At 70.1% G+C, this 26614-nt stretch carries 24 protein-coding genes; 15 read left to right on the forward strand and 9 right to left on the reverse strand.

Annotation, left to right across the window (positions count from 1 at the left end; translation table 11 throughout):
- Positions 1-29 precede the first annotated feature (29 nt).
- The gene (locus CCN51_RS20860; protein ID WP_043486070.1) at positions 30-380 is read left to right on the forward strand and encodes an ArsR/SmtB family transcription factor; all 351 of its coding nucleotides are present in this window, start codon (positions 30-32) and stop codon (positions 378-380) included.
- 240 nt (positions 381-620) lie between these two features.
- Complete coding sequence (locus CCN51_RS20865; protein WP_014173364.1) at positions 621-3836, forward strand: alpha-L-rhamnosidase; 3216 nt, start codon at positions 621-623, stop codon at positions 3834-3836.
- Between the two features lie 69 nt (positions 3837-3905).
- Here the strand turns inward: CCN51_RS20865 and CCN51_RS20870 are convergent, their stop codons facing one another.
- Both CCN51_RS20870 and CCN51_RS20875 read right to left on the reverse strand, forming a co-directional pair.
- Positions 3906-5069, reverse strand: coding sequence for an acyl-CoA dehydrogenase family protein (locus tag CCN51_RS20870; RefSeq protein WP_014173363.1), 1164 nt, complete (start codon positions 5067-5069; stop codon positions 3906-3908).
- A 44-nt stretch (positions 5070-5113) separates the two neighbouring features.
- On the reverse strand, positions 5114-6298 hold the full coding sequence (locus CCN51_RS20875) for a CaiB/BaiF CoA transferase family protein (RefSeq protein ID WP_014173362.1): 1185 nt from the start codon (positions 6296-6298) through the stop codon (positions 5114-5116).
- A gap of 165 nt (positions 6299-6463) precedes the next feature.
- Here CCN51_RS20875 and CCN51_RS20880 point away from each other — a divergent pair, with 165 nt between their 5' ends.
- The 9 genes from CCN51_RS20880 to CCN51_RS59265 all read left to right on the forward strand — a co-directional run bounded on the left by CCN51_RS20880 (position 6464) and on the right by CCN51_RS59265 (position 13571).
- Entirely contained in the window at positions 6464-7417 is a 954-nt protein-coding gene (locus tag CCN51_RS20880; RefSeq protein ID WP_014173361.1) for a LysR family transcriptional regulator, read from the forward strand.
- A 79-nt stretch (positions 7418-7496) separates the two neighbouring features.
- Positions 7497-8321, forward strand: coding sequence for an alpha/beta fold hydrolase (locus CCN51_RS20885; protein ID WP_014173360.1), 825 nt, complete (start codon positions 7497-7499; stop codon positions 8319-8321).
- Positions 8322-8432: 111 nt separating this feature from the next.
- Entirely contained in the window at positions 8433-8969 is a 537-nt protein-coding gene (locus CCN51_RS20890) for a thiamine pyrophosphate-binding protein (RefSeq protein WP_014173359.1), read from the forward strand.
- On the forward strand, positions 8969-9568 hold the full coding sequence (locus CCN51_RS20895) for a thiamine pyrophosphate-dependent enzyme (protein ID WP_014173358.1): 600 nt from the start codon (positions 8969-8971) through the stop codon (positions 9566-9568). The genes CCN51_RS20890 and CCN51_RS20895 overlap by 1 nt, the downstream gene beginning before the upstream one ends.
- Positions 9569-9646: 78 nt before the next feature.
- Entirely contained in the window at positions 9647-10531 is an 885-nt protein-coding gene (locus CCN51_RS20900; RefSeq protein ID WP_014173357.1) for an HTD2 family dehydratase, read from the forward strand.
- A 16-nt stretch (positions 10532-10547) separates the two neighbouring features.
- Positions 10548-11447 carry an HpcH/HpaI aldolase/citrate lyase family protein gene (locus CCN51_RS20905; protein WP_014173356.1) on the forward strand — a complete coding sequence of 300 codons (900 nt, stop codon included), beginning with the start codon at positions 10548-10550 and terminating at the stop codon, positions 11445-11447.
- Between the two features lie 152 nt (positions 11448-11599).
- On the forward strand, positions 11600-12340 hold the full coding sequence (locus CCN51_RS20910; protein WP_014173355.1) for a polysaccharide deacetylase family protein: 741 nt from the start codon (positions 11600-11602) through the stop codon (positions 12338-12340).
- Between the two features lie 101 nt (positions 12341-12441).
- Positions 12442-12597 (forward strand): hypothetical protein, encoded by a 156-nt coding sequence (locus CCN51_RS55915; RefSeq protein WP_170061325.1) that lies wholly within the window; start codon positions 12442-12444, stop codon positions 12595-12597.
- A gap of 185 nt (positions 12598-12782) precedes the next feature.
- Entirely contained in the window at positions 12783-13571 is a 789-nt protein-coding gene (locus CCN51_RS59265) for an IclR family transcriptional regulator (RefSeq protein ID WP_014173353.1), read from the forward strand.
- A gap of 44 nt (positions 13572-13615) precedes the next feature.
- On the opposite strand, the gene CCN51_RS20920 is transcribed toward CCN51_RS59265, so the two are convergent.
- From CCN51_RS20920 to CCN51_RS20930, 3 genes are read right to left on the reverse strand one after another with little or no spacing between them, the layout of a single operon-like run.
- The gene (locus CCN51_RS20920; protein WP_014173352.1) at positions 13616-14785 is read right to left on the reverse strand and encodes a mandelate racemase/muconate lactonizing enzyme family protein; all 1170 of its coding nucleotides are present in this window, start codon (positions 14783-14785) and stop codon (positions 13616-13618) included.
- A complete protein-coding gene (locus tag CCN51_RS20925) occupies positions 14782-15678 on the reverse strand; it encodes an SDR family NAD(P)-dependent oxidoreductase (protein ID WP_014173351.1) in 897 nt (298 codons plus the stop codon). Before CCN51_RS20925 ends, CCN51_RS20920 begins: the two co-directional genes overlap by 4 nt.
- Positions 15675-17123, reverse strand: coding sequence for a sugar porter family MFS transporter (locus CCN51_RS20930; protein WP_014173350.1), 1449 nt, complete (start codon positions 17121-17123; stop codon positions 15675-15677). Before CCN51_RS20930 ends, CCN51_RS20925 begins: the two co-directional genes overlap by 4 nt.
- Before the next feature lie 135 nt (positions 17124-17258).
- Between CCN51_RS20930 and CCN51_RS20935 the strand changes: the two genes are divergently transcribed.
- Positions 17259-18146 (forward strand): aldose 1-epimerase family protein, encoded by an 888-nt coding sequence (locus CCN51_RS20935; RefSeq protein ID WP_014173349.1) that lies wholly within the window; start codon positions 17259-17261, stop codon positions 18144-18146.
- Here CCN51_RS20935 and CCN51_RS20940 read toward each other — a convergent pair.
- Genes CCN51_RS20940 through CCN51_RS20950 form a run of 3 tightly spaced genes read right to left on the reverse strand, consistent with a single transcriptional unit; the run spans position 18130 to position 20961 of the window.
- Complete coding sequence (locus tag CCN51_RS20940; RefSeq protein ID WP_014173348.1) at positions 18130-19641, reverse strand: aldehyde dehydrogenase (NADP(+)); 1512 nt, start codon at positions 19639-19641, stop codon at positions 18130-18132. The genes CCN51_RS20935 and CCN51_RS20940 overlap by 17 nt on opposite strands.
- Positions 19642-19669: 28 nt before the next feature.
- Entirely contained in the window at positions 19670-20179 is a 510-nt protein-coding gene (locus CCN51_RS20945; protein ID WP_014173347.1) for a nuclear transport factor 2 family protein, read from the reverse strand.
- A complete protein-coding gene (locus CCN51_RS20950; protein ID WP_202948287.1) occupies positions 20176-20961 on the reverse strand; it encodes an RraA family protein in 786 nt (261 codons plus the stop codon). Before CCN51_RS20950 ends, CCN51_RS20945 begins: the two co-directional genes overlap by 4 nt.
- Positions 20962-21331: 370 nt before the next feature.
- On the opposite strand from CCN51_RS20950, the gene CCN51_RS20955 reads away from it, so the two are divergent.
- The 3 genes from CCN51_RS20955 to CCN51_RS20965 all read left to right on the forward strand — a co-directional run bounded on the left by CCN51_RS20955 (position 21332) and on the right by CCN51_RS20965 (position 24803).
- Entirely contained in the window at positions 21332-22645 is a 1314-nt protein-coding gene (locus CCN51_RS20955) for an MFS transporter (RefSeq protein ID WP_202948286.1), read from the forward strand.
- A 17-nt stretch (positions 22646-22662) separates the two neighbouring features.
- A complete protein-coding gene (locus CCN51_RS20960) occupies positions 22663-23487 on the forward strand; it encodes a fumarylacetoacetate hydrolase family protein (protein ID WP_014173344.1) in 825 nt (274 codons plus the stop codon).
- 125 nt (positions 23488-23612) lie between these two features.
- Entirely contained in the window at positions 23613-24803 is a 1191-nt protein-coding gene (locus tag CCN51_RS20965) for an L-talarate/galactarate dehydratase (protein WP_014173343.1), read from the forward strand.
- A 30-nt stretch (positions 24804-24833) separates the two neighbouring features.
- Here CCN51_RS20965 and gcl read toward each other — a convergent pair whose 3' ends face one another.
- The gene (gene gcl / locus CCN51_RS20970; protein ID WP_014173342.1) at positions 24834-26612 is read right to left on the reverse strand and encodes a glyoxylate carboligase; all 1779 of its coding nucleotides are present in this window, start codon (positions 26610-26612) and stop codon (positions 24834-24836) included.
- Positions 26613-26614 lie beyond the last annotated feature (2 nt).

Below are 26614 nucleotides of genomic sequence, written 5' to 3' on the forward strand. Positions count from 1 at the left end.
ACACGCAGAAGTCGCTCCAAGGAGTCGCCATGGCCCGCCCCCGCTCCTCTTCACGGACGGTGGAGCACCCTGCCATGGCGGAGGTCTCGTTGCAGCAGGTGCTGGACGCCCTGGTGGATCCGGTGCGGCGCGCCGTGGTGTCCCAACTGGCCCGCGCCGACGAGGACATCAGCTGCGGCACCTTCGATGTGTCGGTGTCCCGGTCCACGCTGACGCACCACTTCAATGTGTTGCGGGAGGCGGGGGTGATCCGGCAGTACTACGTCGGGACAACGAAGATGAACACGCTCCGCACGGACGAGATGGAGGGGCGCTTCCCGGGCCTGCTGTCGGCGCTGGTGGCCGCATCCGCCCCGGAGACAGGCGTCTCCGCCCGCTGAGACATCCGGTCGCAGTCGCTTCCGGACAGTCGCTGCGCAAAGCATTGACACGATTCAACTCTGACGCGACAGTGAACGTCGCTGCTTCCGGGCGCCAAAAGTGTCCACCGTTGTCGTGTAGCACTCACATGGGTGTGCGGGTGTGAGTCGCAGTGCGCCCAGTGATTGAATCGTTTCACGTCGCGGATAGGTGCAGCCCTGCCCTGCTCTTGCCAAGCCCTCCTCACCCGGGAGACGCATGTGATCAGCAGAAGGAACCTCCTCGGCACCGCCACCGCTGCGGGCCCCGCCCTGACGGGCCTGACCGCCCTCGCGGCAACCACCGGGAAAGCCGAGGCAGCCGAGCCCGGATACGGCGGGCTCCGGGTCGAGAAGACCACCGTGGAATACGCCGACCGCCCGCTCGGTCTGGACGCCCCGCACCCTCGCCTCAGCTGGCAGCTCGGCTCGGACCGCCGCAACCAGTCGCAGAGCGCGTACCAGCTGCGCGTCGCGACCTCCCCGGGCCGGATCGGCGCCCCGGACGTCTGGGACAGCGGCAAGGTGAGCTCCCACCAGTCCGTTCTGGTCCCGTACGACGGCCCGAAGCTGCGCGCCCGGACCCGTTACCACTGGGCCGTCCGGGTCTGGGACGGCCAGGGCCGGCCCTCGCCCTGGAGCGAGCCCACGTGGTGGGAGACCGGGCTGGGCACCGAGGACGAGGGGGCGGCGAGGTGGGTCGCCGCGCCGGACACGGTGACCCGGGGCCCCGACCTGGCCAAGGCCGACTGGGTCTGGTACCCCGAGGGCGACCCGGCCTCCAGCGCGCCCGCCGGGACCCGGTACTTCCGGGGCTCCCTCGACGTGTCCGGAAGTGTGCGGCTCGCCCGTCTGGCGCTGGTCGCCGACGACGGGTTCACCGCATGGGTCAACGGCACCGAGATCGGGGGGCGCGCTCCCGTTCAGGAGAACTGGCGCCATCCGGTGGTCGTCGATGTCACCGCCCTGCTCCGCGAAGGGGCCAACACCATCGCCGTCGCCGCGGTCAACGCCTCGTCGAGCCCCGCCGGACTGCTGGGTGTCCTGGAGCTGACGGACACGGACGGTGTCCGTTCCCTCACCACCTCCGCCGCCTGGAAGGCCACCGACACGGAGCCGTCCGGTGACTGGCACCTGCCCGCATACGACGACGGCGGCTGGGCCGCCGCCAAGGTGCTCGCCCCGTGGGGCGGCGGGCCGTGGGGCAGGGTGCGGGCGGCGCAGCGGCCCGCCCTGGTGCGCCGCGACTTCCGGCTCGCCGCGAAGCCCGTCGCGCGGGCGCGGCTGTACTCGACGGCACTCGGGCTGTACGAGGCCGAGATCAACGGCCACCGCGTCGGCCGGGACCAACTCGCCCCCGGCTGGACCGACTACCGCAAGCGCGTCCAGTACCAGACGTACGACGTCACCGATCTGCTCCGGCACGGCGCCAACGCCATCGGCGTGATCCTCGCCTCCGGCTGGTACTCCGGCAGCGTCGCGTGGTTCGGGCAGGAGCTGTACGGCGAGCGGCCCGCCCTACGGGCGGAGCTCGAGGTCACGTACGCCGACGGCAGCACCGACCGCGTCACCGCCGACACGCACTGGCGCTGCGCCACGGGCCCGATCCTGACCGCCGACCTGATGGCCGGAGAGGAGTACGACGCCCGGCTGGAAGTGTCCGGCTGGTCCTCTCCCGCGTTCGACGACTCCCTCTGGCAATCCGTCGACGTGGTGCCGGCCGACACCACATCCGCCGTGTCCGTGGTGGCCCAGACGGATGCCCCGGTCCGGGTGGCGAGGGAGCTGGCCGCCGTCCGCGTCACCGAGCCCAAGCCCGGTGTGTACGTCTTCGACCTGGGCCAGAACATGGTGGGCTCGGTGCGGCTGCGGGTCCGTGGCGAGGCCGGGCGGACCGTGCGGCTGCGCCACGCCGAGGTCCTGGACAAGGACGGCATGCTCTACACCGCCAATCTGCGCACCGCCCAGGCGACCGACTCGTACACCCTGAAGGGCTCGGGGACGGAGACGTTCGAACCGCGCTTCACCTTCCACGGCTTCCGCTATGTCGAGGTCACCGGCTATCCCGGCACCCCGGACACAAAGTCCGTCACCGGGCGCGTCATGCACACCGGAGCCCCCTTCACCATGTCGTTCACGACCGATGTGCCGATGCTCGACCAATTGCACCGCAACATCACCTGGGGCCAGCGGGGCAACTTCCTGTCCGTCCCCACCGACACTCCGGCCCGCGACGAACGGCTCGGGTGGACCGGGGACATCAATGTGTTCTCCGCCACCGCCGCCTACACCATGGAATCCGCCCGCTTCCTCGCCAAGTGGCTCCGGGATCTGCGCGACGGGCAGTCCGACGCCGGGGCGTTCCCCGATGTCGCGCCCCGTATCGGCAACCTCGGCGAGGGCACGGCCGGCTGGGGCGACGCCGGCGTCACCGTGCCGTGGAACCTCTACCAGGCCTACGGGGACCGGCAGATACTGGCGGACAACTTTCCCGCGATGCGGGCCTGGATCACGTATCTGGAGCAGCACAGCAGCGGCTGTCTACGGCCCGCGGAAGGATACGGCGACTGGCTCAACGTGGCCGACGAGACCCCCAAGGACGTCATCGCCACCGCGTACTTCGCGCACAGCACACAGCTGGTCGCCAAGGCCGCGAGGGTGCTGGGCCACGACCCCGCGCCGTACGACACGCTGGCCGCGAAGGTCCGCGAGGCGTTCAACCGGGCGTATGTGTCCGCCGACGGCACCGTCAAGGGCAACACCCAGACGGCTTACGTCCTGGCGCTGTCCATGGACCTGCTGCCGGACAGCGCGCGAACACCCGCCGCCGAACGGCTCGTCGAGCTGATCCGAAGCAAGGACCGGCATCTGTCCACCGGCTTCCTCGGCACCCCGCGCCTGTTGCCCACGCTCACCGCCACCGGCCACACCGACGTCGCCTACCAACTGCTGGAACAGCGGACGTTCCCCTCCTGGGGATATCAGATCGACCGGGGCTCGACGACGATGTGGGAGCGCTGGGACTCCCTCAGACCTGATGGGAGCTTCCAGGATCCCGGTATGAACTCGTTCAACCACTACGCCTACGGCTCCGTCGGCGAGTGGATGTACCAGAACATCACCGGCATCGGCATGGGCGAGCCCGGCTTCCGCAGCATCGTCATCCGGCCCCGCCCCGGCGGCGACGTACACGAGGCGAACGGGCGCTACGACTCTCTCTACGGCCCGATCACCACACGGTGGACGCGGGCGAATGACGGCGCGTTCACGCTGGACGTGTCCGTGCCGGTCAATACGACCGCCGAGGTATGGCTGCCGGCCGCCACCTCCCGGGCCGCGTCCGGGATCAGCCACGCCGGGGCGACCTTCCTGCGCCTCGACGATGGCTGCGCCGTCTACGGCGTGGGCTCCGGCCCGTATCGCTTCACCGCCCCTTGAGATGGCGCTCGCCCGGGCAGAGGACGGCGGCCCGGGCGAGCGCCACCTCCGAGAGCGGGCCGACGATCCTCATTTCAGCCCTCCTCGCTTGACGAGCTGAGCCGCGATCACATTGCGCTGGATCTCGTTGGTGCCCTCACCGACGATCATCAGGGGCGCGTCGCGGAAGTAACGCTCCACGTCGAACTCGGTGGAGTAGCCGTAACCACCGTGGATACGGACGGCGTTGAGCGCGATCTGCATGGCGGTCTCGGAGGCGAACAGCTTCGCCATGCCCGCCTCCATGTCCACGCGCCGGCCCGCGTCGGCCTCGCGCGCCGCGTACAGGGTGAGCTGGCGCGCCGCGGTCAGCGAGGTGGCCATGTCGGCGAGGTAGTTGCCGATCGACTGGTGTTTCCAGATCGGTGTGCCGAACGACTCGCGCTCCTGCGCGTAGGCCAGCGCGTCCTCGAACGCCGCCCGGCCGACCCCGAGCGCACGGGCGGCGACCTGGAGCCTGCCGGTCTCCAGTCCCTTCATCATCTGGGCGAACCCCTTGCCCTCGACACCTCCCAGCACAGCGTCGGCCGGTGCCCGGTAACCGTCGAAGGAGAGCTCACAGCTCTCCACACCCTTGTAGCCGAGCTTGGGCAGATCGCGCGAGACCGTCAGACCGGGCCCGTGCTCGGCCAGCAGGATGGAGATGCCCTGGTGCGCGGGGGTGGCATCGGGGCCGGTCTTGCACAGCAGGGCGATGAGCTGGGAGCGGCGGGAGTTGGTGATCCAGGTCTTCGAACCGCTGACCACATAGCCGTCCGCCTCCCTGTGGGCGACGGTGCGCATGGCCTGGAGGTCGGAGCCGCCGCCCGGCTCGGTGAGCGCCATGGTGGCCCGGATCTCGCCGGTGGCCATCCTCGGCAGGTAGTGGCGTTTCTGCTCCTCGGTGCCGAAGTGCAGCAGCAACTTGGCGACGACGGTGTGGCCGCCCATCGCGCCCGCCAGGCTCATCCAGCCGCGGGCGAGTTCTTCGGTGATCAGGACGTAGCAGGGGGTGGAGACGGGGGTGCCGCCGTACTCCTCGGGGACGGCGAGCCCGAAGATGCCGAGCTGCTTCATCTGCTCGATCAGGGCCTCGGGGTAGGTGTTGGCGTGTTCGAGGGCCTGGACGACCGGTTTCACGTCCTTGTCGACGAAGTCGCGCACCGTACTGACGATGAACTGCTCGTCCTCGGACAGGATATCGAGGGTGCTCATGCTGTGAGGCTCCTGGAAGACGCGGAGTGTGCGGACCGGGCGGATCAGATGACGTGCTCGGCCCGGAGGGTGTCGATATCGGCTGCGCTGTGTCCCAGCCCGGCGAGGATCGTGTCGGTGTGCTCGCCGACGGCCGGGACCGCGTCCATACGGGGGGTGACCCCGGCGAGGTCCACGGGCGGCAGCAGCGCGGGCACCACGGCCCCCGGGATGCGTACGTCGCGCCAGCGGCCCCGGGCGTCCAGTACGGGATGGCCGAGGAACTGCTCGACGCTGTTCACCCCCGCGTTGGCGATGCCCGCCGCGTCCAGCAGCTCCATCGCCTCCCCGCTCGCCAGGGTGCGGAACCGCTCGGCCACGATCGCGTCGAGCTCCTGGCGATGGGCCACCCGGGCCGGTCCGGTGGCGAACCGAGGGTCGTCCACCAGCTCCGGCCGGTCCAGGAACCGCTCGCACAGCGCGGTCCACTCCCGCTCGTTCTGGACGGAGAAGAGGACTTCCCCGCCGTCGGCGGCCGGATAGGCGCCGTACGGGGCGATGGTGGCGTGCCGGGTGCCGAGTCGTGGCGGCTGGGTTCCGCCGTGGCGGGTGTAGTACGCGGGCTGGCTCAGCCACTCGGCCAGCGCCTCGAACAGGGACACCTCCACGGGACGGGCGATGCCGCTGGTCGCGCGGGTGAAGAGCGCGGTGAGGATCCCCGAGTACGCGTACATCCCGGCCGCGATGTCGGCGATCGACACCCCCACCCGGGCGGAGCCGTGTTCGTTGCCGGTGAGCGAGACCAGACCGGTCTGGCACTGCACCAGCAGGTCGTACGCCTTCCGGTCGGCCCACGGCCCGCTGGTGCCGTAGCCGGAGATGGTGCACGGGATGAGGGTGGGGTGGCGCTCGGTGAGGGCGTCCGCGCCCAGGCCCAGCCGGGTGGCCGCGCCCGGCGCGAGGTTCTGCACGAACACATCGGCCTCACCCAGCAGCCGCTCCAGGATGTCCCGGCCGCGCGCCGACTTCAGGTCCAGGGTCAGGGATTCCTTCGACCGGTTGAGCCATACGAAGTAGCTGGACTCGCCGTGCACCGTGGTGTCGTACCGGCGGGCGAAGTCGCCCCCGCCCGGGCGCTCCACCTTGATGACCCGGGCGCCGAGGTCGGCCAGCTGCCGGGTGGCGAACGGGGCCGCCACCGCCTGCTCGACGCTGACGACGGTGATGCCGGAGAGCGGCGGCTCGGTCATGGGCGACCTCCAGACGGCTGACCAGGACATGCTCCGTGACATGGCCCGTCACACCCGATCCCCGTGTTCCGAGCCCAGTGTCATCATGGACACTCATGATGTTGTTCGTGAAATAGCAATCTGTGATGCGGCCATGCCGGGTCAGGATGGCAGGGAGCGCGGGCGGTGGACGTCAAACAACTCAAGGCACTCGTCACGGTCGCCGAGGTCGGCAGCGTCACCCGGGCCGCGGAGCTGCTGCATCTGGTGCAGCCCGCGGTCACCCGGCAGATCCGCACCCTGGAGCAGGAGCTGGGCGTCGCCCTCTTCGAGCGGACCCGGCAGGGCATGCGGCCGACCGGGGCCGGCGCCATCATGGTCGACCGTGCCCGCCGTGCGCTGAATGAGCTGGAGCGCGCCCGTGTCGAGGTCCAGCCGACCCCGGGCGTGGTGACCGGCATCGTCACCGTGGGCCTGCTCGAGAGCACCACCGAGCTGCTGGCGGAGCCGTTGGTGTCCGCGCTCGCCCGCGACCATCCCGGGATCGAGCTGCGCCTGATGACGGCGTACTCCGGACACCTCCAGCAGTGGCTGGACGACGGCGACCTGGACCTGACGCTGCTCTACAACCTGGCCGGCACCCCGTCGCTGAACGTCCGCCCCCTGGTGCGCGAGCATCTGTGGGTGGTCGCGCCCCCGTCCGAGGGGCTGCGCGGCGATCGCCCCGTCCCCTTCGCGCGGGTCGCCGAGCATCCACTGGTCATGCCCGCGGCCGGACACGCCCTGCGCAGCCTGATCGACGGGGCCGCCGGCCGGGCCGCGGTCGAGATGGACATCGTCGTGCAGACCAACTCCATGCCGGTGCAGAAACAGCTCGTCCGGGCCGGCCACGGCTGGACCGTCCTGCCGGGGGTGGGCATCGCCGAGGACGTGGCCGAGGGCACGCTGAGTGCGGCCCCGCTGTGCGACCCCGACGTATGGCGCTCGATCGTCCTGGCCACACCGCGCAACGGGCGGACACCACCCGCGGCCGAGGTCGTCGCCCGGGAGCTGGTCCGGCATATCGCCTCGGCCGTACACCAGGGGCGATGGCCCTCTGCCCAGCTGCACGCGCAGATCGACCGCACCGACGACACATGACGTCCGCGGGTAAGGGAAATGCCCGCCGGACAGCCCGGTGAGAACCGGACAGCTCAACCAGGAAAGGCAAGAAACCCGCATGGCACCCACCGACAGCCACCAGCCGAACGGCCACGCCCGCGCACTGGACGGCACCCTCCTCGCCTATCAGCGCCAGGGCACCGGACGGCCGCTGGTGCTCCTGGCGGGCCAGGCGAACAACCACCACTGGTGGGACGGCATACGGGCGGATTTCCACGCCACGCACACCACCCTCACCATGGACTGGCGTGGCACGGGGGAGAGCGGCAAACCCGATGAGCCCTACTCGACGCAGGGCTTCGCCGACGATCTGATCGCCGTCCTCGACCACCTGGGCATCGACCGCGCGGACCTGTACGGGACCTCCATGGGCGGGCGGGTCGCCCAGTGGGTCGCCGCCCGCCACCCGGAGCGGATCCGGCGGCTCGTCCTCGGCTGCACCTCACCCGGCGGACCCCAGGCGACGGAACGCGACATGGCGGTGCGGCGCTCCCTGGCCCAGGCCGACGCGCGGGCGGCGAGGGAAGCGCTGATCGACCTCATGTACACCCCGGCCTGGCGCTCCGGACACCCCGGGCCCTATAAGACCCTCGGCGACCCCGCCATGCCGCCGCACGCCCGGCGGCGCCACCTGGTGGCCAGCAATGAGCACGACGCCTGGGACGCACTCCCGCTGATCAGCGCACCCACCCTGATCCTGCACGGAGCGGAGGACCGGCTCACCCCCGCCGCGAACGTACCGCTGCTCGCCGCCCGCATCCCCGGGGCGCGTACCCACATCTTCGAGGGCGCCCGGCACGGATATTTCGAAGAGTGCCGCTCGGCGGCCGGGGCGATCGTGGCGTCGTTCCTGGCGGAGCGGGAAGGCCCGGACGACGTGTGAGTCTCATGCCACCACGGCATGTGGCCATCACCGCTTTCTATTGTCCAATCCCAGCCATCAGCGCACATGATGTGGGGCGACCGAGCCGACCGAGCAGTGGAGTCGCAGCGGATGACCCAGACCCATGCACCGGCGCCTGCGTGGCAGGAGGCCGTGTTCACCGCCCTGAAGAAGCGCGGAGTCCAGCAGATCGCCTACGTTCCCGACTCCGGACACTCCCATGTCATCAGGGAGGCCCAGCGGGACCCCGCCATCCACGACGTGGTGCTGACCACCGAGGAGGAGGGTGTCGCCGTGGTCAGCGGGGCGTGGCTGGGCGGGCAGCGGGCGGTGCTGCTGATGCAGAGCAGCGGCGTGGGCAACTGCGTCAACATGTTCTCGCTGCCGCAGATGGCCCGGTTCCCCTTTCTGGCGCTGGTGACGATGCGCGGCGAGTACGCCGAGTTCAATCCGTGGCAGGGCCCCATGGGCCGCACCACCCAGCAGGCCCTGGAACTCATGGGCATCACCGTCGTACGGGCCGACACCCCGGAGCAGGTCGAGGACACCGTCGAGGCGGCTCTGGACTCGGTGTTCGAGGCGGGTGAGCGCGTCGCCGTGCTGCTCGGACAGAAGCTGATCGGCCGCAAGAAGTGGGAGCGCCACTGATGACCGCCACCGACACCACTCCACGCCTGGAGCGGCGCCGCTTCGTCGCCGATCTGATGGCTCGCATCCCCGAGGACACCCTGGTGGTCACCGGCCTCGGATCGCCCGGCTACGACGTGTTCGCGGCCGGCGACCGCCCCGGCACCTTCTATCTGTGGGGCGCGATGGGCGCCGCCGCCCCGCTCGCCCTCGGCCTCGCTCTGGCCCGGCCCGAGCGCCCCGTACTCGCGGTCACCGGCGACGGAGAACACCTCATGGGCATCGGTGCGCTGGCCACCATCGGTGCCGAGCTGCCGCCCAACCTCACCCTCGTCATCCTGGACAACGCCCACTTCGGCGAGACCGGTATGCAGCCCAGCCACACCGGCCTGGGCACCGACCTCGTCGCCGTCGCCCAGGGCTTCGGCATCCGCGACGCCGTACGGATCGCCGACCCCGCCCGCACCGAGGACCTGGCCGCCCGCATCCGGGCGCGCGCCGCCACCACCTACGCCCAGGTGCTCATCGACACGGACGAGCCGCCGCGCGCCCTCCCGCCGCGTGACGCCGTGGCCAACAAGAACTCCTTCCGCGCCACGCTGGGCCTGACCACCTTCTGACCGGACGCGGCCGTGTGCCGCTCACCCACCGGGCCCCCGCTCACCTGAGGGCCGTTGAGCCGTACGCAAGGACAGAGCATGCCAGCCACCCCGCCCCCGATCGGCTCCTACGTCACATCGTGGCGCCCCGCCCCGGTCACCGAGGAGGACCCCCTGAACCCGGGTCCGGTCGGCGCCGTGTCCGCGCTCCTCGATCTGTCCGACCCGGTCGCCGGAGCCGGAAATCCGCTGCCACCCCTGTGGCAGTGGTTCTACTTCCTGCACTGGCCCGCCCAGCACGAGCTGGGCGCCGATGGCCATCTGCGTGACGCCCGCTTTCTGCCGCCCATCCCCGACCGGCAGCGCATGTTCGCCGGGGGACGCTGCGAGATCAGCGAACCGCTGCGCCTCGGCGAGCCCACCGAACGCGTCAGCAGCCTGAGCGCGGTGACACCCAAGCAGGGCCGCACCGGTGAGCTGCTGTTCATCACCGAGCGCCAGGAATTCCGGCAGTCCGGCCGCCTGTGCCTGGTCGAGGAACAGGACATCGTCTACCGCTCGGGCCGCGGCCCCGCCGGAGCGCACCCGACCGCACTCGACGACCAGGCCACCGCCACGGCCGAGGACCCGTGGCGGCTGAGCCTGCAACCCGACCCCACGCTGCTGTTCCGGTTCAGCGCCCTGACCGCCAACGCGCACCGCATCCACTACGACGCCCCGTACTGCCGCGACACGGAGGGCTATCCGGGCCTCGTCGTCCACGGCCCGCTGCTGGCCCTGCTCATGCTCGAACTGGTCCGCCGCAACGCCCCCGAGCGCCGCGTACGCACGCTGTCCTACCGACTGCGGCGACCGGTCTTCGCCGGTGAGCGCATCCTGGCCGACGGCGCTGCCGCCGACGGGCGGGCCGAGCTCCGTATCGCCACCCATCGGGAGGCACGGCACGCCACCGCCGAGGTGACGTTCGCATGCCGCCAAGACTGAGCGGGAGGGAGGGGGCATGAGCGCCCCGAACGGCGGCCGTTCGAGCCCGGCCACGGACCACCTCACCACGGCGCGCACATGGCTCTTCGTGCCCGGACACCGGCCCGACCGCTTCGACAAGGCGGCCTCCTCCGGCGCCGACCTGGTCATCATCGACCTGGAGGACGCGGTCCCCGCCGCGGACAAGGACCGCTCCCGTGGCCATGCCGCCGCCTGGCTCGCCCGCGGCGGCCGGGCGGTCGTACGGATCAACCCGCCCGGAACCCCCTGGTTCGAGGCCGATCTGCACACGGCCGCCGACCACGGCTGCCCGGTGCTGGTGCCCAAGGCGGAGGACCCGGCCGTGCTCGCGGGCATCTCGGTCCGCACGGCCGGGCGCTGTCCGCTCGTCGCGCTCATCGAGACGGCCCTCGGAGTGGAACGGGCCCGTGAGGTGTGCGCCGCCCCGGGCGTCGTCCGGGCCGCCTTCGGCAACGTCGACCTCGCCGCCCAGCTCGGCGTCGCCCACGACGACCACATCGCGCTGGCCCACGCGCGCTCGCGTCTCGTGCTCGCCTCGGCCGCGGCCGGCGTCCGGCCACCGGTCGACGGTGTCACCACCGCCGTGCGGGACGCGGAAGCGCTCGCCGCCGACGTCGCCCACGCCCGACGCCTGGGCTTGACCGGAAAGCTCTGTGTCCACCCCGCACAGCTCGGGGCGGTCGCCGACGGACTCACCCCGTCCGAGAGCGAGGTGCGGTGGGCGCGCGCCGTCCTGGACGCGGGTGAGGCGGTCACCACGGTCGACGGGCAGATGGTCGACAAACCGGTCCTGGCCCGCGCGCGGCGCGTACTGGCGCAGCGGGCTACCGGAAACTTTTCGGGCCTGTCCACCCCTAGATCCTCATCGCGACCGGGTGCCTTCGAATCGTGCTGAGAAGGCACAGCTCAGACGGTCATCGGTGAATGCAGGAAGGGGAGTTCCTTCCGGAATAATTCCGGAAGGAAGCGTTGACGTTGTATCGGTCTCGCAGCATACTCCGCAGCGATCGCTATCGATTGCTATCGATCCGCGCTCAAGGAGGAAGAATGCTCGGAAACGCGCGCAACCGCTTACGGATCACGCTCATCGCCGCGGCCACGGCCGCCATGGCGGCGTTCTCAATGGCTGCCTCCCCGGCGGCGGCCTCCCTGGCGGCCACGCCTGGTGCGGCACACACCGACGCGGCCTGGGCCAACTGCCCCAACGGATACGTGGGTCTGACGTACGACGACGGACCGAACCCCGCATCGACGCAGGCGCTGCTGGGCGCTCTGCGGGCGGGCGGGGCCAAGGCCACCTTCTTCATCTGGGGGCAGCACGCCGAGCAGTACCCGGACCTGCTCAAGGCCGAGCAGTCGGCGGGTATGTGGATCGCCAACCACACCGCCACCCACGCCCACCTCACCCAGATCGGCGAACCGGCCGCGTACAACGAGATCGCCACCGCCCAGAACACCATCAAGCGCATCACCGGACAGTCCCCCACCCTCTTCCGGCCGCCTTACGGGGAGACCAATGCGCAGGTCAAGGCGGACGCGGCCCGTCTGGGGCTGACCGAGGTCCTGTGGAGCGTGGATTCCCAGGACTGGAACGGCGCCGGCACCCAGCAGATCGTCCAGGCCGCCGCCACCATGCGGGCCGGCAGCATCATCCTCATGCACGACGGTGGTTACCAGACCACCGTCAGCGCCGTGCCGCAGATCCTCAGCGGGCTCGCCGCCCGGGGGCTGTGCCCCGGACGGATCACCGCCGGAGCCGGCGGTGGCGCGGTCGTGACCGCTCCCTGAGCCCGTCGCCGACCGAGCCGACACCGGGTCAGATGAACCGGTGGCCGCGGAAACCTTAACAAGCGGCCACACCTGCCGCGTTCTTGTCGTATGTTGCACGGATGAGCTCACATGATTTGGAGCCCCGAACTCCGTCCACACTGGTCGGCAAGATAGACAGCGCCCTGGCGGTGCTGATCATCATCGGGATCGCCTACGGGCTGTACTGGTTGGTTTCTGCCCTCGTCTCGTCCTACATAGGGTTCTTCACCGGATAGGCGTGTCGAGTCGGCCCTGGTCGCGGGGGGCGAGGGCGACCTCGTAACCCTCGCGGCCGGGGCTCCGGGTGACGGCGGCGCCCGGGCGGGGGTCTGCGCCGGTGAACCCATGCCGGATGGTCGAACGGCGGCGCTCCGCGATGTAGTCTCATTGATTGATACCGCGTTTCAATCACGGAGGCTGTATGACCTCGCCCGCCACCACCTCCTCTGTTCTCGGGCCGGGCTCCGGCGCTCTGGACCGCGGTCTGGCCATCCTCGACCACATGGCTGTGGCCCGCGCATGCTCCACCCAGGACCTCGCCGCGGCGCTGGGGCTCAGCCGCAGTACCGCCTACCGGCTGGTCGACCGCCTTGTCGAGGGCGGCTGGCTCGCCGTGGAGCAGGGGAGCGGGCTGTTGCGGCTCGGGCCTTCGGCCACGCGACTGGCCTCCGCGGCGGTGGGCTCGACGGATCTGACCGCCACGGCGATGCCGATCATCTCCCGACTGATGCGGGAGACCCGGGAGACGGCCAGCCTCGGGGTGCCGAACGGCGTGAACATGGTGTTCGTGCATCGCGAGCGCGGTCCGCGTCCGGTGGCGGTGACGAGCGAACTGGGGGCGGGGCGGCCACTGCACTGCACCTCGCTGGGGCGGGCCTATCTGGCGGCTCTTCCGCAGCAGGCGCTGGAGGAGAAGCTGGCGGAGCTGGTGGCGTCGAGCGAGTCCCCGGTGGATGAGGATTCGGTCGGTGATCTGCGGAAGATCCTCCAGGAGACGCGGGAGCGCGGCTGGTCGGAGGATCGGCGGGAGTTCGACGAGTCCAGTTGCTGCTGCGGGGCCGCTGTTTACGACCACACCGGTATGCCCGTCGCGGCGATCAGCGTCGCCGGAGTGGCGGAGCGCATGGAGCGGATCCTGAGTGACGTAGGTCCGCTGGTGGCCGAGGCGGCCGCCGAGATCTCAGCGGGCCTCGGCCACGTACGGCGCTGAGCGCCGGCCCCGTGCCGCCCCGGGGGCGGCACGGGGCCATGAGGTCAGCGCGCCCGGACCAGGACGCTGTGGTCCTCGAGACGGTGGGCGCGTACCCATTCCTCGTCGACGGTGACCCCGATGCCGGGGCCGTCGGGGATGGCCACAGTGCCGTTCTCCGGTGTGAGAGGAGTCGCGAGGACGCCCTCACGCAGGGGGTTATCGCCCCGGTCGAATTCGAAGATCAGCGGCTCCCCGCCGGCCATGCCGAAAGGCGCCCGGGGTGTCGCCGACAGCAACTGGAGCGTCGCGGCCTGGGCGACCCCGGTGCCCCAGCAGTGCGGGGACAGCCGCAGGTTGAAGGCCGCGGCGAGCTGGCGGATGGCCTGGGCCTCGGTGAAGCCGCCGCATTTGGCCAGGTCCGGCTGGACGATGTCGAAGCGGTGCTCGGCGATGGGGTCGCGGAAGCCGTAGCGGGTGTAGAGGGCTTCGCCACCGGAGAGCGGCAGGTGTACATCGCGCAACTCGCGCCACCCGGCGCTGTCTTCGGGCGGCAGTGGCTCCTCCACCCAGTACGGGTCGAGGTCCCGTATCCGGGCCAGGGAGCGGCGGACGGTCGCGACGGTGCAGTTGGCGTTGTAGTCGACGATCACCAGACCGTCCTCGCCCATGGCCGCGCGGGCGGCGGCCGTGCGCTGCCGGTCCTCATCCGGCGTCAGCCCGATCTTGATCTTGACGGCGGTGAAGCCCTCGGCGGCGTGGGAGGCCATCGTGTCCCGGAATTCGCCGGGGTCGCGGGTGGCGGTGACATAGCCGGAGGAGGCGTAGGCGTCGACCCGGTCATGGAGCCGACCGCCCAGAAGGTGGGCCACCGGTACGCCGAACGCGCGGGCCTGCGCGTCCCAGAGCGCGATGTCGATACCGCTGGCCGCCGCCACATGAGGGCCACCGGCGGTGAGGTGGTAGCCGAGGGAGAGCCGGTCCAGGATGCGGTCCTCCCGGATGTCGGCGGGCTGTCCCACCAGCGCCTGGGCCTGGTCGGCGAGGAACGGGGCGATCAGCCGCGGCGGGCCGAAGGACTCGCCCCAGCCGACGGCGCCGTCCGAGGTGGTGACCTTCACCAGGGTGGCGACGCGTACCGGCAGCCGGACCTTCGAGGCGCCGTAGCCGCCGTCCGGCAGATGGGCCTCGAGGGGAAAGGTCTCGACTTCGGTGACGACGGTTCGTGTGCTCATGCCCGCCTTTCCAAGGTGGCGTCGTAGTCGTCGATGTTCCGCGGTGTCCACACCGGGCCGTTCTCGGTCTGCGGCGGACGGGCCTGCGCCGCCATGCCGCCGTCGACGTTGAAGACCTGTCCGGTGACCCACTGCGACAGCTCGGAGGCGAGGTAGACCGCGCTGGTGGCGATGTCGTCGGGGGTTCCCTCGCGGTTCAAGGGGATCTGCGCGGCCCGGAAGTGGCGGGCCTGCGGGTCGGGGTCGCTGGTGTCGACCTCAACGGAGCCGGGGCGCACCGCGTTGACCCGGATGTTCCACGGGGCGAGATCGACGGCGACGGCCCGGGTGAAGGCGTCCACACCGCCCTTGACCGTGTCGTAGGGGATGTGGTTGCGGTGGGCGCGGGCGGCGGCATGGGAGCTGATGTTGACCACCGTGCCGGGCTTTTCCGCGTCGGCGAGCGCCCTGGCCATGCGGTGGGTGGGGTGGAACAGCAGCCCCAGATTGACCCGGTGGAACTCGTCCCACACCTCCCCAGTCAGTCGCAGGAAGGGGCCGAAGGCGCGCGCGTCCACGCGTGCGTAGGCGTTGTTCACGAGGATGTCGACGAGGCCGAAGTGGCTCTCGGCGGCGGCGAACGCCTGCTCGGCGCCGGCTTCCGTGCACAGGTCGGTGACGACGGCGAGGGCGTTTCCGCCACTCGCGCGGATGTGTTCCACCGTGGCGTCCGCCGCGTCGGCCGCGGTGTCCGCGACCACGACCCGTGCGCCTTCGGCGGCGAAGCGCAGGGCGATACCCCGACCGATGTTGCGGGCGCCCCCGGTGACCAGTGCCGTCCGCCCGCGCAGCAGACCGTACCCGCGGGGCGGGCCGTCGCCGTGCTCGGCCTCGGGATCGAGGGGGTGGTTCATGAGGTGCTTCCGTTCTCGTTCTGAGCGCTCTTGCCCTGCTGCTTGCGGTCGTACCGCTCGCGCAAGTCTTCCTCGATCTCCTCCAGAGTGCGGCCCCGGGTCTCGTGCACGAAGACCTTGCAGAAGAGGAGGCCGAGGATGTTGCCGCCGATGAAGAAGATCATGGTGTTGGTCAGGCCCCAGGCGTCACGCATGACGGGGAAGCCGAAGGTGATGCCGAGGGTGGCCAGCCAGGTGACCATGCCGGCGACGCCCATCGCCGCGCCCCGGACCCGCAGCGGGAAGATCTCGCCGAGCACGACCCAGTTCACGGGCCCCCACGTCAGGGAGTAGCTGACGAACATGATGCTCATCGCGGTGAGCATGGCGCCCGGACTCATGGCGTCCCCGCGCGAGGCCTCGTACGCCATCAAGCTCATGCTCACGGCCATCGCCGCGCTTCCGGCGAGGAACAGGAACCGGCGGCCGAGCCGGTCGATCAGCTGAAGACCGACCATGACGGAGAGGACCTTCACGGTGCCCAGGATGATCGTGAAGTAGAGGGCGTTCTCATGCGGCAGACCCAGGCTCTCGAAGATCGTCGGAGCGTAGTAGGTGACGATGTTGAGCCCGGTGTACTGGGTCAGGATCGGAATGCCGATGCCGATGATCATCGCCGGCCGGATCCAGCCGGCCAGCAGCTCGCGGCGGTGCGGGGTGTGCGTGGTCACCTCGCGGATGGCCGCGATGTCGCGGTCGGCCTCCTCGGCCGAGCGGGTGCCGGCGAGCAGCGCCCGGGCTTCCTCTTCGCGGCCGTGGAGGATCAGCCAGCGGGGGCTCTCCGGCAGCAGCTTCAGCCCCGCGATCAGGACGACGGCCGGGGCGGCTCCCGTGGCCAGCATCGTCCGCCAGTCACCGCTGCCGGACAGGGCGAGGTTGGTGAGATAGCCGAGCAGCAGCCCGGTCACGATCATCAGCTGGTTCAGTCCGGCGAGCCGGCCCCGGGTGCGGGCCGGCGCCATCTCCGACAGATAGACCGGCACCAGGGAGGAAGAGCCGCCCACCGCGAGCCCCAGGAAGATCCGGGCGGCGATGAGCCAGGTGTTGTTCTGGGCCACCGCGCAGGCGAGGGAGCCGACGATATAGATCAGGCCGATCACGAAGATCACGGGTCGGCGGCCGAACCGGTCGGCGAGCCGCCCGGCGACAAGGGCGCCGAACACGGCACCGCCCGCGATGCCACCGACGATCAGCCCCGTGGTGACCGCACTGGCAGGGAAGCCCGGTGTCTTCTGGATGAAGGTCAGGGCGCCCGCGATGACGCCTGTTTCGTAGCCGAACAGAATGCCGCCGAGGGCGCCGAAGAAGTAGATCACCGCCGGGCGCGGGGAGCGCGGGTGCGGCGTTCCCGCTCCCTTCGTCGGCTGGTCTGCGGCTCTGGCAGCGGCGCTGACTGAGTTCGTCATGGTCGCCTCCTTGCGACGCCCACCCTATCGTCCCAACAATTGGGAATTGGCGTCATTCAGTGGGAAGTAGTGTATTGAAGGTAGGGCAGGACGCCCCCGGCCGCAATGGCCGGTTCATGTCGTAGGGAGCTACAGATGTCACGGATTCGCATCGGCGCCGGTCGGGTGACGGCCGAGATCGACGAGCAGGGCGCCGAGTTGTGCTCGCTGCGATACGGCACGGAGGGGCAGCCGGGGGCAACGGAACTGCTCTGGCAGGCGGAACGGGCCTGGCCCTGGCATGCGCCGCTGCTCTTCCCCGTCATCGGCCGGATGAACGGCGACCGGCTGCGGCACGACGGCACGTACTACGCCATGCCCAAGCACGGATTCGCCCGCGACAGGCGGTTCACGGTCGCGCGCCACGACGCCACCACCGCCGTCCTCGCGCTGAGGGACGACGCGGCATCTCGTCGGCTCTTCCCGTTCCCCTTCCGCCTCACGGTCGGCTACGCGGTCGAGGGCAGCCGTCTCACGGTGTCGTACTCCGTGCACAACCCGGGCCCAGGGACGCTGCCGGCGTCCCTGGGCGTCCATCCGGGCTTTCGCTGGCCACTGCCCGGCGCGACTGACAAGCGCGGCCATACGGTGCTCTTCGAACGGCCGGAACCCGCGCCCGTACGACGGGTCGAGGACGTGCTGCTGCTCCCCGAGCGGCACCCCACGCCGGTCCGCGGTCGGACACTCCGCCTGGACGGGGCCCTGTTCACCGATGGCGCCGTGATCCTCGAAGCGCTCAACAGCTCGAGCCTCATCTACAGCGCCCCTGGCTCGCCCAGGATGACGCTGAGCTGGCACGGATTCCAGCAGCTGGCCCTGTGGTCGCCGCCCGAGGCCGATCTGCTGTGCCTCGAGCCGTGGTACGGCCTGCCCTCCCCGATCGGATCCGACGGCGAGTACGCGGCAAGCCCCGGCCAGTTCCACCTCGCGGCGGGCCGGTCACGGACGTTCGGCTTCGGCGTCGAGGTCAGTCCGGCGCGGTGAGCCGCCCGTCGACGCGCCGGGGAATCCCGGCGAAGCCGTCCCGCAGCTCTTCGGGAAGCACCTCCTGCGGCGCGTTCTGCCAGGTGACAGGGCGCAGAAAGCGCCGCACCGCGTACGGACCCACGGAGGTGTGCAGGCTGTTCGTCGACGGCCAGGGACCGCCGTGGTGCTGTGCCCAGGAGACCAGGACGCCGGTGGGAAAGCCGTTGTAGAGCAGACGGCCGGCCAGGGGCCGCAGCACGCCGGTGAGACGGCGCACCGTCTCCGTCTCATCGGCCTCGGCGTGAATGGTTCCCGTCAGCGAAGCGGGCAGCGACCGCAGAACGGCCTCCGCGCGGCCTGGCGCATAGCGGACCACGACGGCGGCCGGGCCGAAGCACTCTCCGACGGGCTCGTCCTGAAGCGTTTCGGAGTCGATCTCGAACAGCCGCGGCGTCACCGAGAACCCGGACCCGGACGGGGCGCCGCCCTCGGCGGCCGCCATCCCGCCGGCACGGTGGCGCAACTCCTCCGTGCCGGCCTCGTACGCGGTGGCGATGCGGGAGCCCAGCAAAGTGGCGGCCGACGCCTGGTCGATGAGCCGGGCGGCCTCCGAGACCAGCGCGTTGCCCGCTTCCCCGGCCGGAACGAGGACAAGACCGGGCTTGGTGCACAGTTGCCCGGCCGAACCCGTCACCGAGGCGACGAGTCCCGCCGCGATCTCGGAATGCCGGGCCCGCGCCGCGCCCTCGGTGACGACCACCGGGTTCAGACCGGCCAGCTCACCGTAGAACGGGATCGGATCCGGGCGCGCGTTGACGATATCGAGCAGCGCCCGGCCGCCCGTGAGGGAGCCGGTGAACCCCACGGCCTTGATGTCCGGGTGGGCGACCAGGGCGGTGCCCGCCTCCCGGCCGAACACCAGCCCCAGCAGCCCGTCCGGACCGCCGGCCGCCGCGATGGCCGCGACCATTGTCTCGAAGACCAGCCGCGACAGGGCCGGGTGGGAGTCGTGGGCCTTGACGACGACGGGACAACCGGCGGCCAGCGCCGACACCGTGTCCCCGCCCGGTACGGAGAACGCCAGGGGGAAGTTGCTCGCCCCGAAGACCGCGACCGGCCCGAGCGGGACCAGCATGCGGCGCAGATCGGGCCCGGCGCCCATCGGCGTCTCGCCCGCGTGGTCGATCGTCGCCTCCAGGAAACCGCCGTCCTCGACGACCTCGGCGAACAGACGGGCCTGGTAGACGGTGCGGGTCAGCTCGCCGCCGAGACGCGCCTCGGGCAGCGCGGTCTCCCGCATCGCGAGGGCGACGATCTCCGGCCGCCGGGCCTCCAGTCCGTCGGCGACGGCCCGCAGGACCGCGGCACGCAGCGGGCGGCCACCGGCCTCGTACGGAACGGATGCGGCGGTGGCGCGTTCGACGACGGCGTCGAGCTCCTTGGGGGTGGTCGCGGTCGCGACGTCGTCGACGGCGCGGCCGGTGCTCGGGTCGATGCTCTGTATGACGTTCACGGGGTGTCCCTGGCCAGGTGTGGTGCGGTCAGTGTTCGGTGGCGGCGTATTCGGCATCGGGATGGGGGCGCTTCACGGGCGGCTCCATGTGGTGGCCGCCCGCGGCGTAGTCGTAGCCCTGGAGCGTCACCTCGGAACGCCCGTCGGACGCCGAGGCGTAGAAGGCGCGGATCTCGGTGATCAAGCCCGTATCGGGGTCGAAGCGGTACCACTCGTCACCCCGGAGGTAACCGCCGGGCCTGGTCTTCCAGTGCGTCCACTCGATGACGGCCTGGAAGGTCTCGGGCTCGACGACGAGGCGTTCTATGGACCAGGCGGAGCCGATGGTGAGGACCAGCCGGCGCCAGTTCTCGGCGATCGTCGTGTTGCCGGCCCACGGCCCTTCCAGGCCGGGCGGGAAGTAGTGGACCGCGTCGGGGGTGAACTGGGCGGCCATCTTGGCCACGTCGGCTTCGTTGCAGCCGTCGAAGTACGTACGGATCGTGGACTCCATCCGGGCGCGTTGCGCGGCCGGGGGAAGATCGGCGAACCGGCTCATGCGCGGGCCTCCTGGGTCTGGTGTTCCGGGCGTTCTGCGTTTTCCTGGTGTTCTTGGCGGGCGGACTTCCACTCCTCGTATTCCTTCAAGGTCTCGGCGCTGGGCGGGTAGGTGCCCCACAGCGGCTGCCCGTCCCGCACCCGCTGCTGTAGCCACCCCTCCAGCCGCTCCTGCTCGACGGAGGGCTCGGCGATCTCCGCTGCGAGGGACCGCGGCACGACGATGACCCCGTCGCGGTCGCCCACGAGGATGTCTCCCGGGTAGACCGCGACCCCCGCGCAGGCGATGGGCACATTGAGGTCGGCGACATGGAACGCCGCGGGCCGGGTGGTGGCCGTGGTGGCACGCGCATAGGCCGGGAAGCCGAGTTCGGCGATCGCGGCGCCGTCACGGAAGGCGCCGTCGGTGACGAAGCCGGCGGCGCCGCGCTTCATGGCCCGCGTCACGAGCATGTCGCCGGCCGACGCCGCCGATGTGTCGTTCCGGCTGTCGACGACCATCACCTGGCGAGGGCCCAGGCTCTCCACCGCCTCCCACTGAAGGACATTTCCGGTCCGGTAGGGGTCACCCACCGGGTCGGTGTCCTCGCGGGACGGGATGAAGCGCATGGTGAACGCCTCGCCCACGAAGCCGTCGAAACCCCCGCCGACGGGGGAGAGGCCCACGAGGAACGGCTGTCGTATCCCGCGTTTGTACAGCTGGGTGGCGAGGGTCGCGGTGCTCACCTGGCCGAGTTGGCCGAAGACGGCGCCGTCCAAGGGCGCCGATGCGTCTGGGGACACCTGATCGTCCTTTCTGACCGCTGTGGCGCGTACGTCCGTCGGATGGGAGCGGCCACGCGGTCGCGACTGGTGTGTCGGAACGCTAACACCGCAGCACCCAAGATTCCCAGTGGAAGGAACGTGTTCCCGCTCAATGGGAATCCGATGTTGTCCTTGACGCTGCCTCGGGGTGAATCTACGGTGTGTCCCGCCAGTCGATACACCATCCCATCCATTGAGACCGGAAAGTGTTCGGCTGACTCCTGTCAATGACGACGGAAGAGACGGCTGCACCATGACATCCCTGACCGGCAGTACCGATTCCCACAGCCCCGCGTCCCCGTCGCAGACCCCGAAAGCGACACCCCTCTCCAGTGCCGTCGCCAAGATCATGCGCAGAGTCATCCCGCTGTTCGCCATCATGATGATGTGCAATCAGCTCAACCGCTCCAATATCGGCTACGCGGAAAGCCATCTCGAAGCCGATCTGGGAATAGGCGCCACCGCCTACGGACTCGGTGCGGGACTCTTCTTCATCGCCTACTTCATCTTCGAGGTGCCGAGCAATCTGCTGATGAAGCGATTCGGCCCCAAGATATGGCTGTCCAGAATCTGCGTCAGTTGGGGCATCGTCTCGGCGTGCATGCTCTTCGCACAAGGGCCCACCAGCTTCTACGTTCTGCGGTTCCTTCTCGGTATGGCCGAAGCCGGCTTCGTACCCGCCGTTCTGTACTATCTGGCGACCTGGCTGCCCAACGCCTACCGGGGCCGGGCCAACGCCCGGTACGCCGTCGGCGCGCTCGTGGCGTTCTCCCTCTCGGGTCCCCTGTCGGGTCCGCTGCTGGGGATGGACGGCACCCTCGGACTCCGTGGCTGGCAGTGGATGTTCCTGGTCGAAGGGGCCATGTCGGTCGCCATCGGTGTCTTCGCCTTCTTCCGTCTCGACTCCCGGATCGAGGACGCGAGCTGGCTCACCGCCGACGAGAAGCGCGAGCTCACCGCCGCCATCGACGCGGAGGACGCGGCGTATCTGAACCGGCACGGCGATGACCGCCCGACCTTCTGGTCCGTACTGCGCGACCCCAAGATCCTGCTGTTTGTCTTCGTCTACTTCTCGGTCCAGATGTCGATCTACGCCAACACCTTCTGGCTGCCGTCGATCGTCCGGGACATCAAGGGCACCAACGACGTCACCGTGGGCCTGCTCTCCTCCGTGCCGTGGGTCTTCGCCATGGTCGCCATGTTCCTGCTCGCCCGGATCGGAGACCGCACCGGCCGGCGCAAGCCGCTGCTCATCGGAGCCCTCGTCGCCGCGGCTGTCGGCTCCTACCTCGCCGCCGTCGCCTCCCCCTGGCTCGCCCTGGTGATGCTCACGGTCGCCGCCATGGGCTTCAAGAGCATCAGCCCCATCTTCTGGCCCATCGTCCAGCGCACCGTCCACCCGATGGTGATCGGCGTGGCCATCGCCGTCATCAACTCGATAGCGAATCTCGGCGGGTTTGTCGCGCCTTACGGGTTCGGGGTCGTCAAGCAGCAGACAGGGAGCACGCAGTGGGGTCTGATCGGCCTCGCCGTCTTCTCTCTCATCGCCGCACTCGCCTCCTTTCTCATCCGTGAAAACGAGGACGAGAACCCTGGCCTCTCCCGGAAAAAGGAATCCGCAAAGGCCGCACCGCAAGTACCCGCACCTCAGCTGAGAAATTGATCCGGGAGGGTCCACCCATGCGTCTGAGTACCATCGTCCACGACGGCCGTCGAACGCTCGCCATCGCCGAAGGGCCCGGCGACACATGGCGACTCGCCCCCGGCCACCTCCGCCTGGAAGACATCATCGCCGGCGCCCCCATCCCGGCCGGCGGCGCATCGCTGACCGCCGACGAGGTCGTGCCCGTACTGCCCCACCGGCCCGGCACGATCTTCGGCATCGGCCTCAACTACCTCGACACCATCACCGAGATGGGCTGGCCGCGCCCCAAAGCGCCGTATCTCTTCACCAAACTCTCCTCCAGTGCCATCGGCACCGGCGAGGCCATCGTCATCGACGCCGCGGTCACCCGGCGCGTCGACTGGGAGACCGAACTCGCGGTCGTCATCGGTGCCGAGGCCCGCGACATCCCCGAGGACAAGGCGCTCGATGTCGTGTTCGGCTACACCGTCGCCAATGACGTATCGGCCCGCGATCTCCAGGCCGACGACGGCCAATGGGTGCGAGGCAAGGGACTCGACACCTTCTGCCCGCTCGGCCCCGTCGTCGTCACGGCCGACGAGATCAAGGATCCGCAGGCGCTCGCCGTACGGACGTGGGTCAACGGAGAGAAGGTGCAGGACGGCACCACCGCCGACATGCTCTTCTCGGTCCGCTCGCTCATCGCCTACCTCAGCCGCTTCTTCACGCTCCGGCCCGGCGATGTGATCCTCACCGGAACCCCCTCGGGATGCGGTGACTTCATGGACCCGCCGCGCGCCCTGCGCCCCGGGGACACGGTGATGTCGGAGGTGGAGGGCATCGGCCGCCTCGTCAACCCGGTGCGGGCGGCGGGGGAGTAGGGCGCACCGGACCGTTCCACCGCCGATCCGCCCTCGCTCGCGGATCGAGCATCAGCGCAGGCATCAACGCAGGCATCAACGCAGGCATCAACGCAGGCATCAGTTCAGGCATCCAGGAGCACCTCATGAGCATCGCCCCCAGCGAGTCGGTCGTCTTCAAGCCCTGGGCATCCGCCCCGGGCGAGGCGACCACCGACCGTATCCAGTCGGTCCGCCTCTCCCTCGTCAATCTGCCCCTCCACGCGCCCATCAGCGACGCCAAGGTATTGACCGGCCGCCAGAAGCCGCTCACCGAGATCGCCTTCCTCTTCGCCGAGATCAGGACCGAAGGCGGCCATGAGGGCCTGGGCTTCAGCTACTCCAAGCGCGCCGGCGGACCCGCCATCTACGCCCACGCCAAGGAGATCGCCCCCGAGCTGATCGGCGAGGACCCGAGCGACACCGGCAGGCTGTGGAGCAAGCTGGTGTGGGCCGGCGCCTCCATGGGGCGCAGCGGTGTGGCCGTCCAGGGCATCGCGGCCCTCGACATCGCTCTGTGGGACCTCAAGGCGCGGCGGGCGGGTCTGCCGCTCGCCAAACTGCTGGGCGCTCACCGCGACTCGGTGGACGTCTACAACACGAGCGGCGGCTATCTGTCGATGCCGATCAAGGAGGTGCTGGAGAACGTCGACCTGGCCCGGGCCCGTGGCGTCGGCGGCATCAAGCTCAAGGTCGGCTCGCCGGACCCGTCGGTCGACCTCAAGCGCGTCGAGGCGGTGCGGGAACACCTCGGCGACGACGTTCCGCTGATGGTCGACGCCAACCAGCAGTGGGACCGGATCACGGCGACCCGGGTCGGCCGTGTTCTGGAGAACTTCAACCTCACGTGGATCGAGGAACCGCTCGACGCGTACGACGCCGAGGGGCACGCGGCCCTCGCGGCCACGCTCGACACCCCCATCGCCACGGGTGAGATGCTGACCAGCGTGGGCGAACACGCGGCGCTCATCGAGGCGGGATCGTCCGACTTCGTCCAGCCCGATGCGCCCCGGGTGGGCGGCATCACCCCGTTCCTGCGGATCGCGGCGCTCGCCGACCACAAGGGCCGGGCTCTCGCACCGCACTTCGTGATGGAGATCCACCTCCACCTGTCCGCGGCCTATCCGCGTACGGCGTGGGTGGAGCACTTCGAATGGCTGGAGCCGATGTTCAACGAGCGCCTTGAACTCAAGGACGGTCGCATGATCATCCCGAACCGCGCCGGACTCGGCCTCTCCCTCAGCGAGCAGGCGGCCGCATGGACCACGGAGTCGGCGGTGTTCGGCAGCGGCGCCTGAGAAGCGGAAGGATGCAGGGTCACCCGAGGGTCACCCCTGGGCCATGCGGAGCGCCGTCGGGGCGTGGCCGGGGCTGGTGGCCAGCTCCTCGAACTCGGTGATGTTGTCCAGTTCGGTGCCCATCGAGACGTTGGTGACGCGTTCGAGGATGACCTCGACGACCACCGGCACCCGGTGTTCGGCCATCAGCTTCTTGGCCTCTTCCAGAGCGGGTGCGATGCGGTCGGGCTCGAAGACGCGGATGGCCTTGCATCCCAGTCCTTCGGCGACCTTGACGTGGTCGACGCCGTAGCCGCCCACCTCGGGGGCGTTGATGTTGTCGAAGGACAGCTGGACGCAGTAGTCCATGTCGAAGCCGCGCTGGGCCTGCCGGATCAGGCCGAGGTAGGCGTTGTTGACCACCACATGGAGGTAGGGGATACGGAACTGGGCACCGACGGCAAGTTCCTCGATCATGAACTGGAAGTCGTAGTCGCCAGAGAGGGCGACGACGGTGGCGTCCGGCTCGGCCGTCGCGACCCCCAGGGCGGCGGGCACGGTCCAGCCCAACGGTCCGGCCTGACCGGCGTTGATCCAGTGCCGGGGACGGTAGACATGGAGCAGCTGCGCGGCCTGGATCTGGGAGAGCCCGATCGTGGAGACGTAGCGCGTATCGCGCCCGAAGGCCTTGTTCATCTCCTCGTAGACCCGCTGCGGCTTGACCGGCATCTGGTCGAAGTGGGTCCTGCGGAGCAGGGCGCCCTTGCGCTGCCGGCAGCTGTCGGCCCAGTCGCCGCGGTCCCTGAGAACTCCGGCGGCCCTCAGCTCCCTCGCCGCCTGGACGAACAGTTCCAGTGCGGGCTTGGCGTCGGAGACGATGCCCAGGCGCGGGGCGAAGACCCGGCCGATCTGGGTGGGTTCGATGTCGACGTGGACGAAGGTGCGGCCCCGGGTGTACGTGTCGAGGCCGCCGGTGTGGCGGTTGGCCCAGCGGTTGCCGATGCCGAGGACGAAGTCGGACTCCAGAAGCGTGGCGTTGCCGTAGCGGTGCGAGGTCTGCAGACCCACCATGCCCGCCATGAGGGGGTGGTCGTCGGGGATGCTGCCCCAGCCCATCAGCGTGGGCACCACCGGCACCCCGGTCAGCTGGGCGAACTCCACCAGCAGCTCGCTCGCGTCGGCGTTGATGACCCCGCCCCCGGCGACGATCAGCGGCCGCTCGGCGGCCTGGAGCAGTTCGACGGCCTTGTCGATCTGTGCTCGGGTGGCCGACGGCTTGTACACCGGCAGCGGCTCGTACATCTCCGGGTCGAACTCGATCTCGGCCATCTGGACGTCGATGGGCAGATCGATCAGTACCGGCCCGGGCCGGCCCGAGCGCATGAGGTGGAAGGCCTGCTGGAACGCGCCGGGCACCTGGGCGGGTTCGAGGACGGTCATCGCCATCTTGGTCAGCGGCGCCGCGATCGAGGCGATGTCGACGGCCTGGAAGTCCTCCTTGTGCAGTTTGGCCACCGGCGCCTGGCCGGTGATGCACAGGATCGGGATCGAATCGGCGCTCGCCGAGTACAGCCCGGTGATCATGTCGGTGCCCGCGGGGCCGCTGGTGCCCACGCAGACCCCGATGTTCCCGGCCCTGGCGCGAGTGAAGCCCTCGGCCATGTGTGAGGCGCCCTCCACATGCCGGGCGAGGACATGGGTCAGGCCACCGTTCGTGCGCATCGCGGAGTAGAACGGATTGATCGCCGCACCGGGCAGGCCGAAGACATGGGTGGTGCCCTCACGCTTGAGGATCTCCACCGCCGCCTGGGCCGCGGTCATACGGGCCATGA

Origin of the sequence: Streptomyces milbemycinicus, assembly GCF_002154605.1 — a bacterium.
Lineage (GTDB): Bacteria > Actinomycetota > Actinomycetes > Streptomycetales > Streptomycetaceae > Streptomyces > Streptomyces milbemycinicus.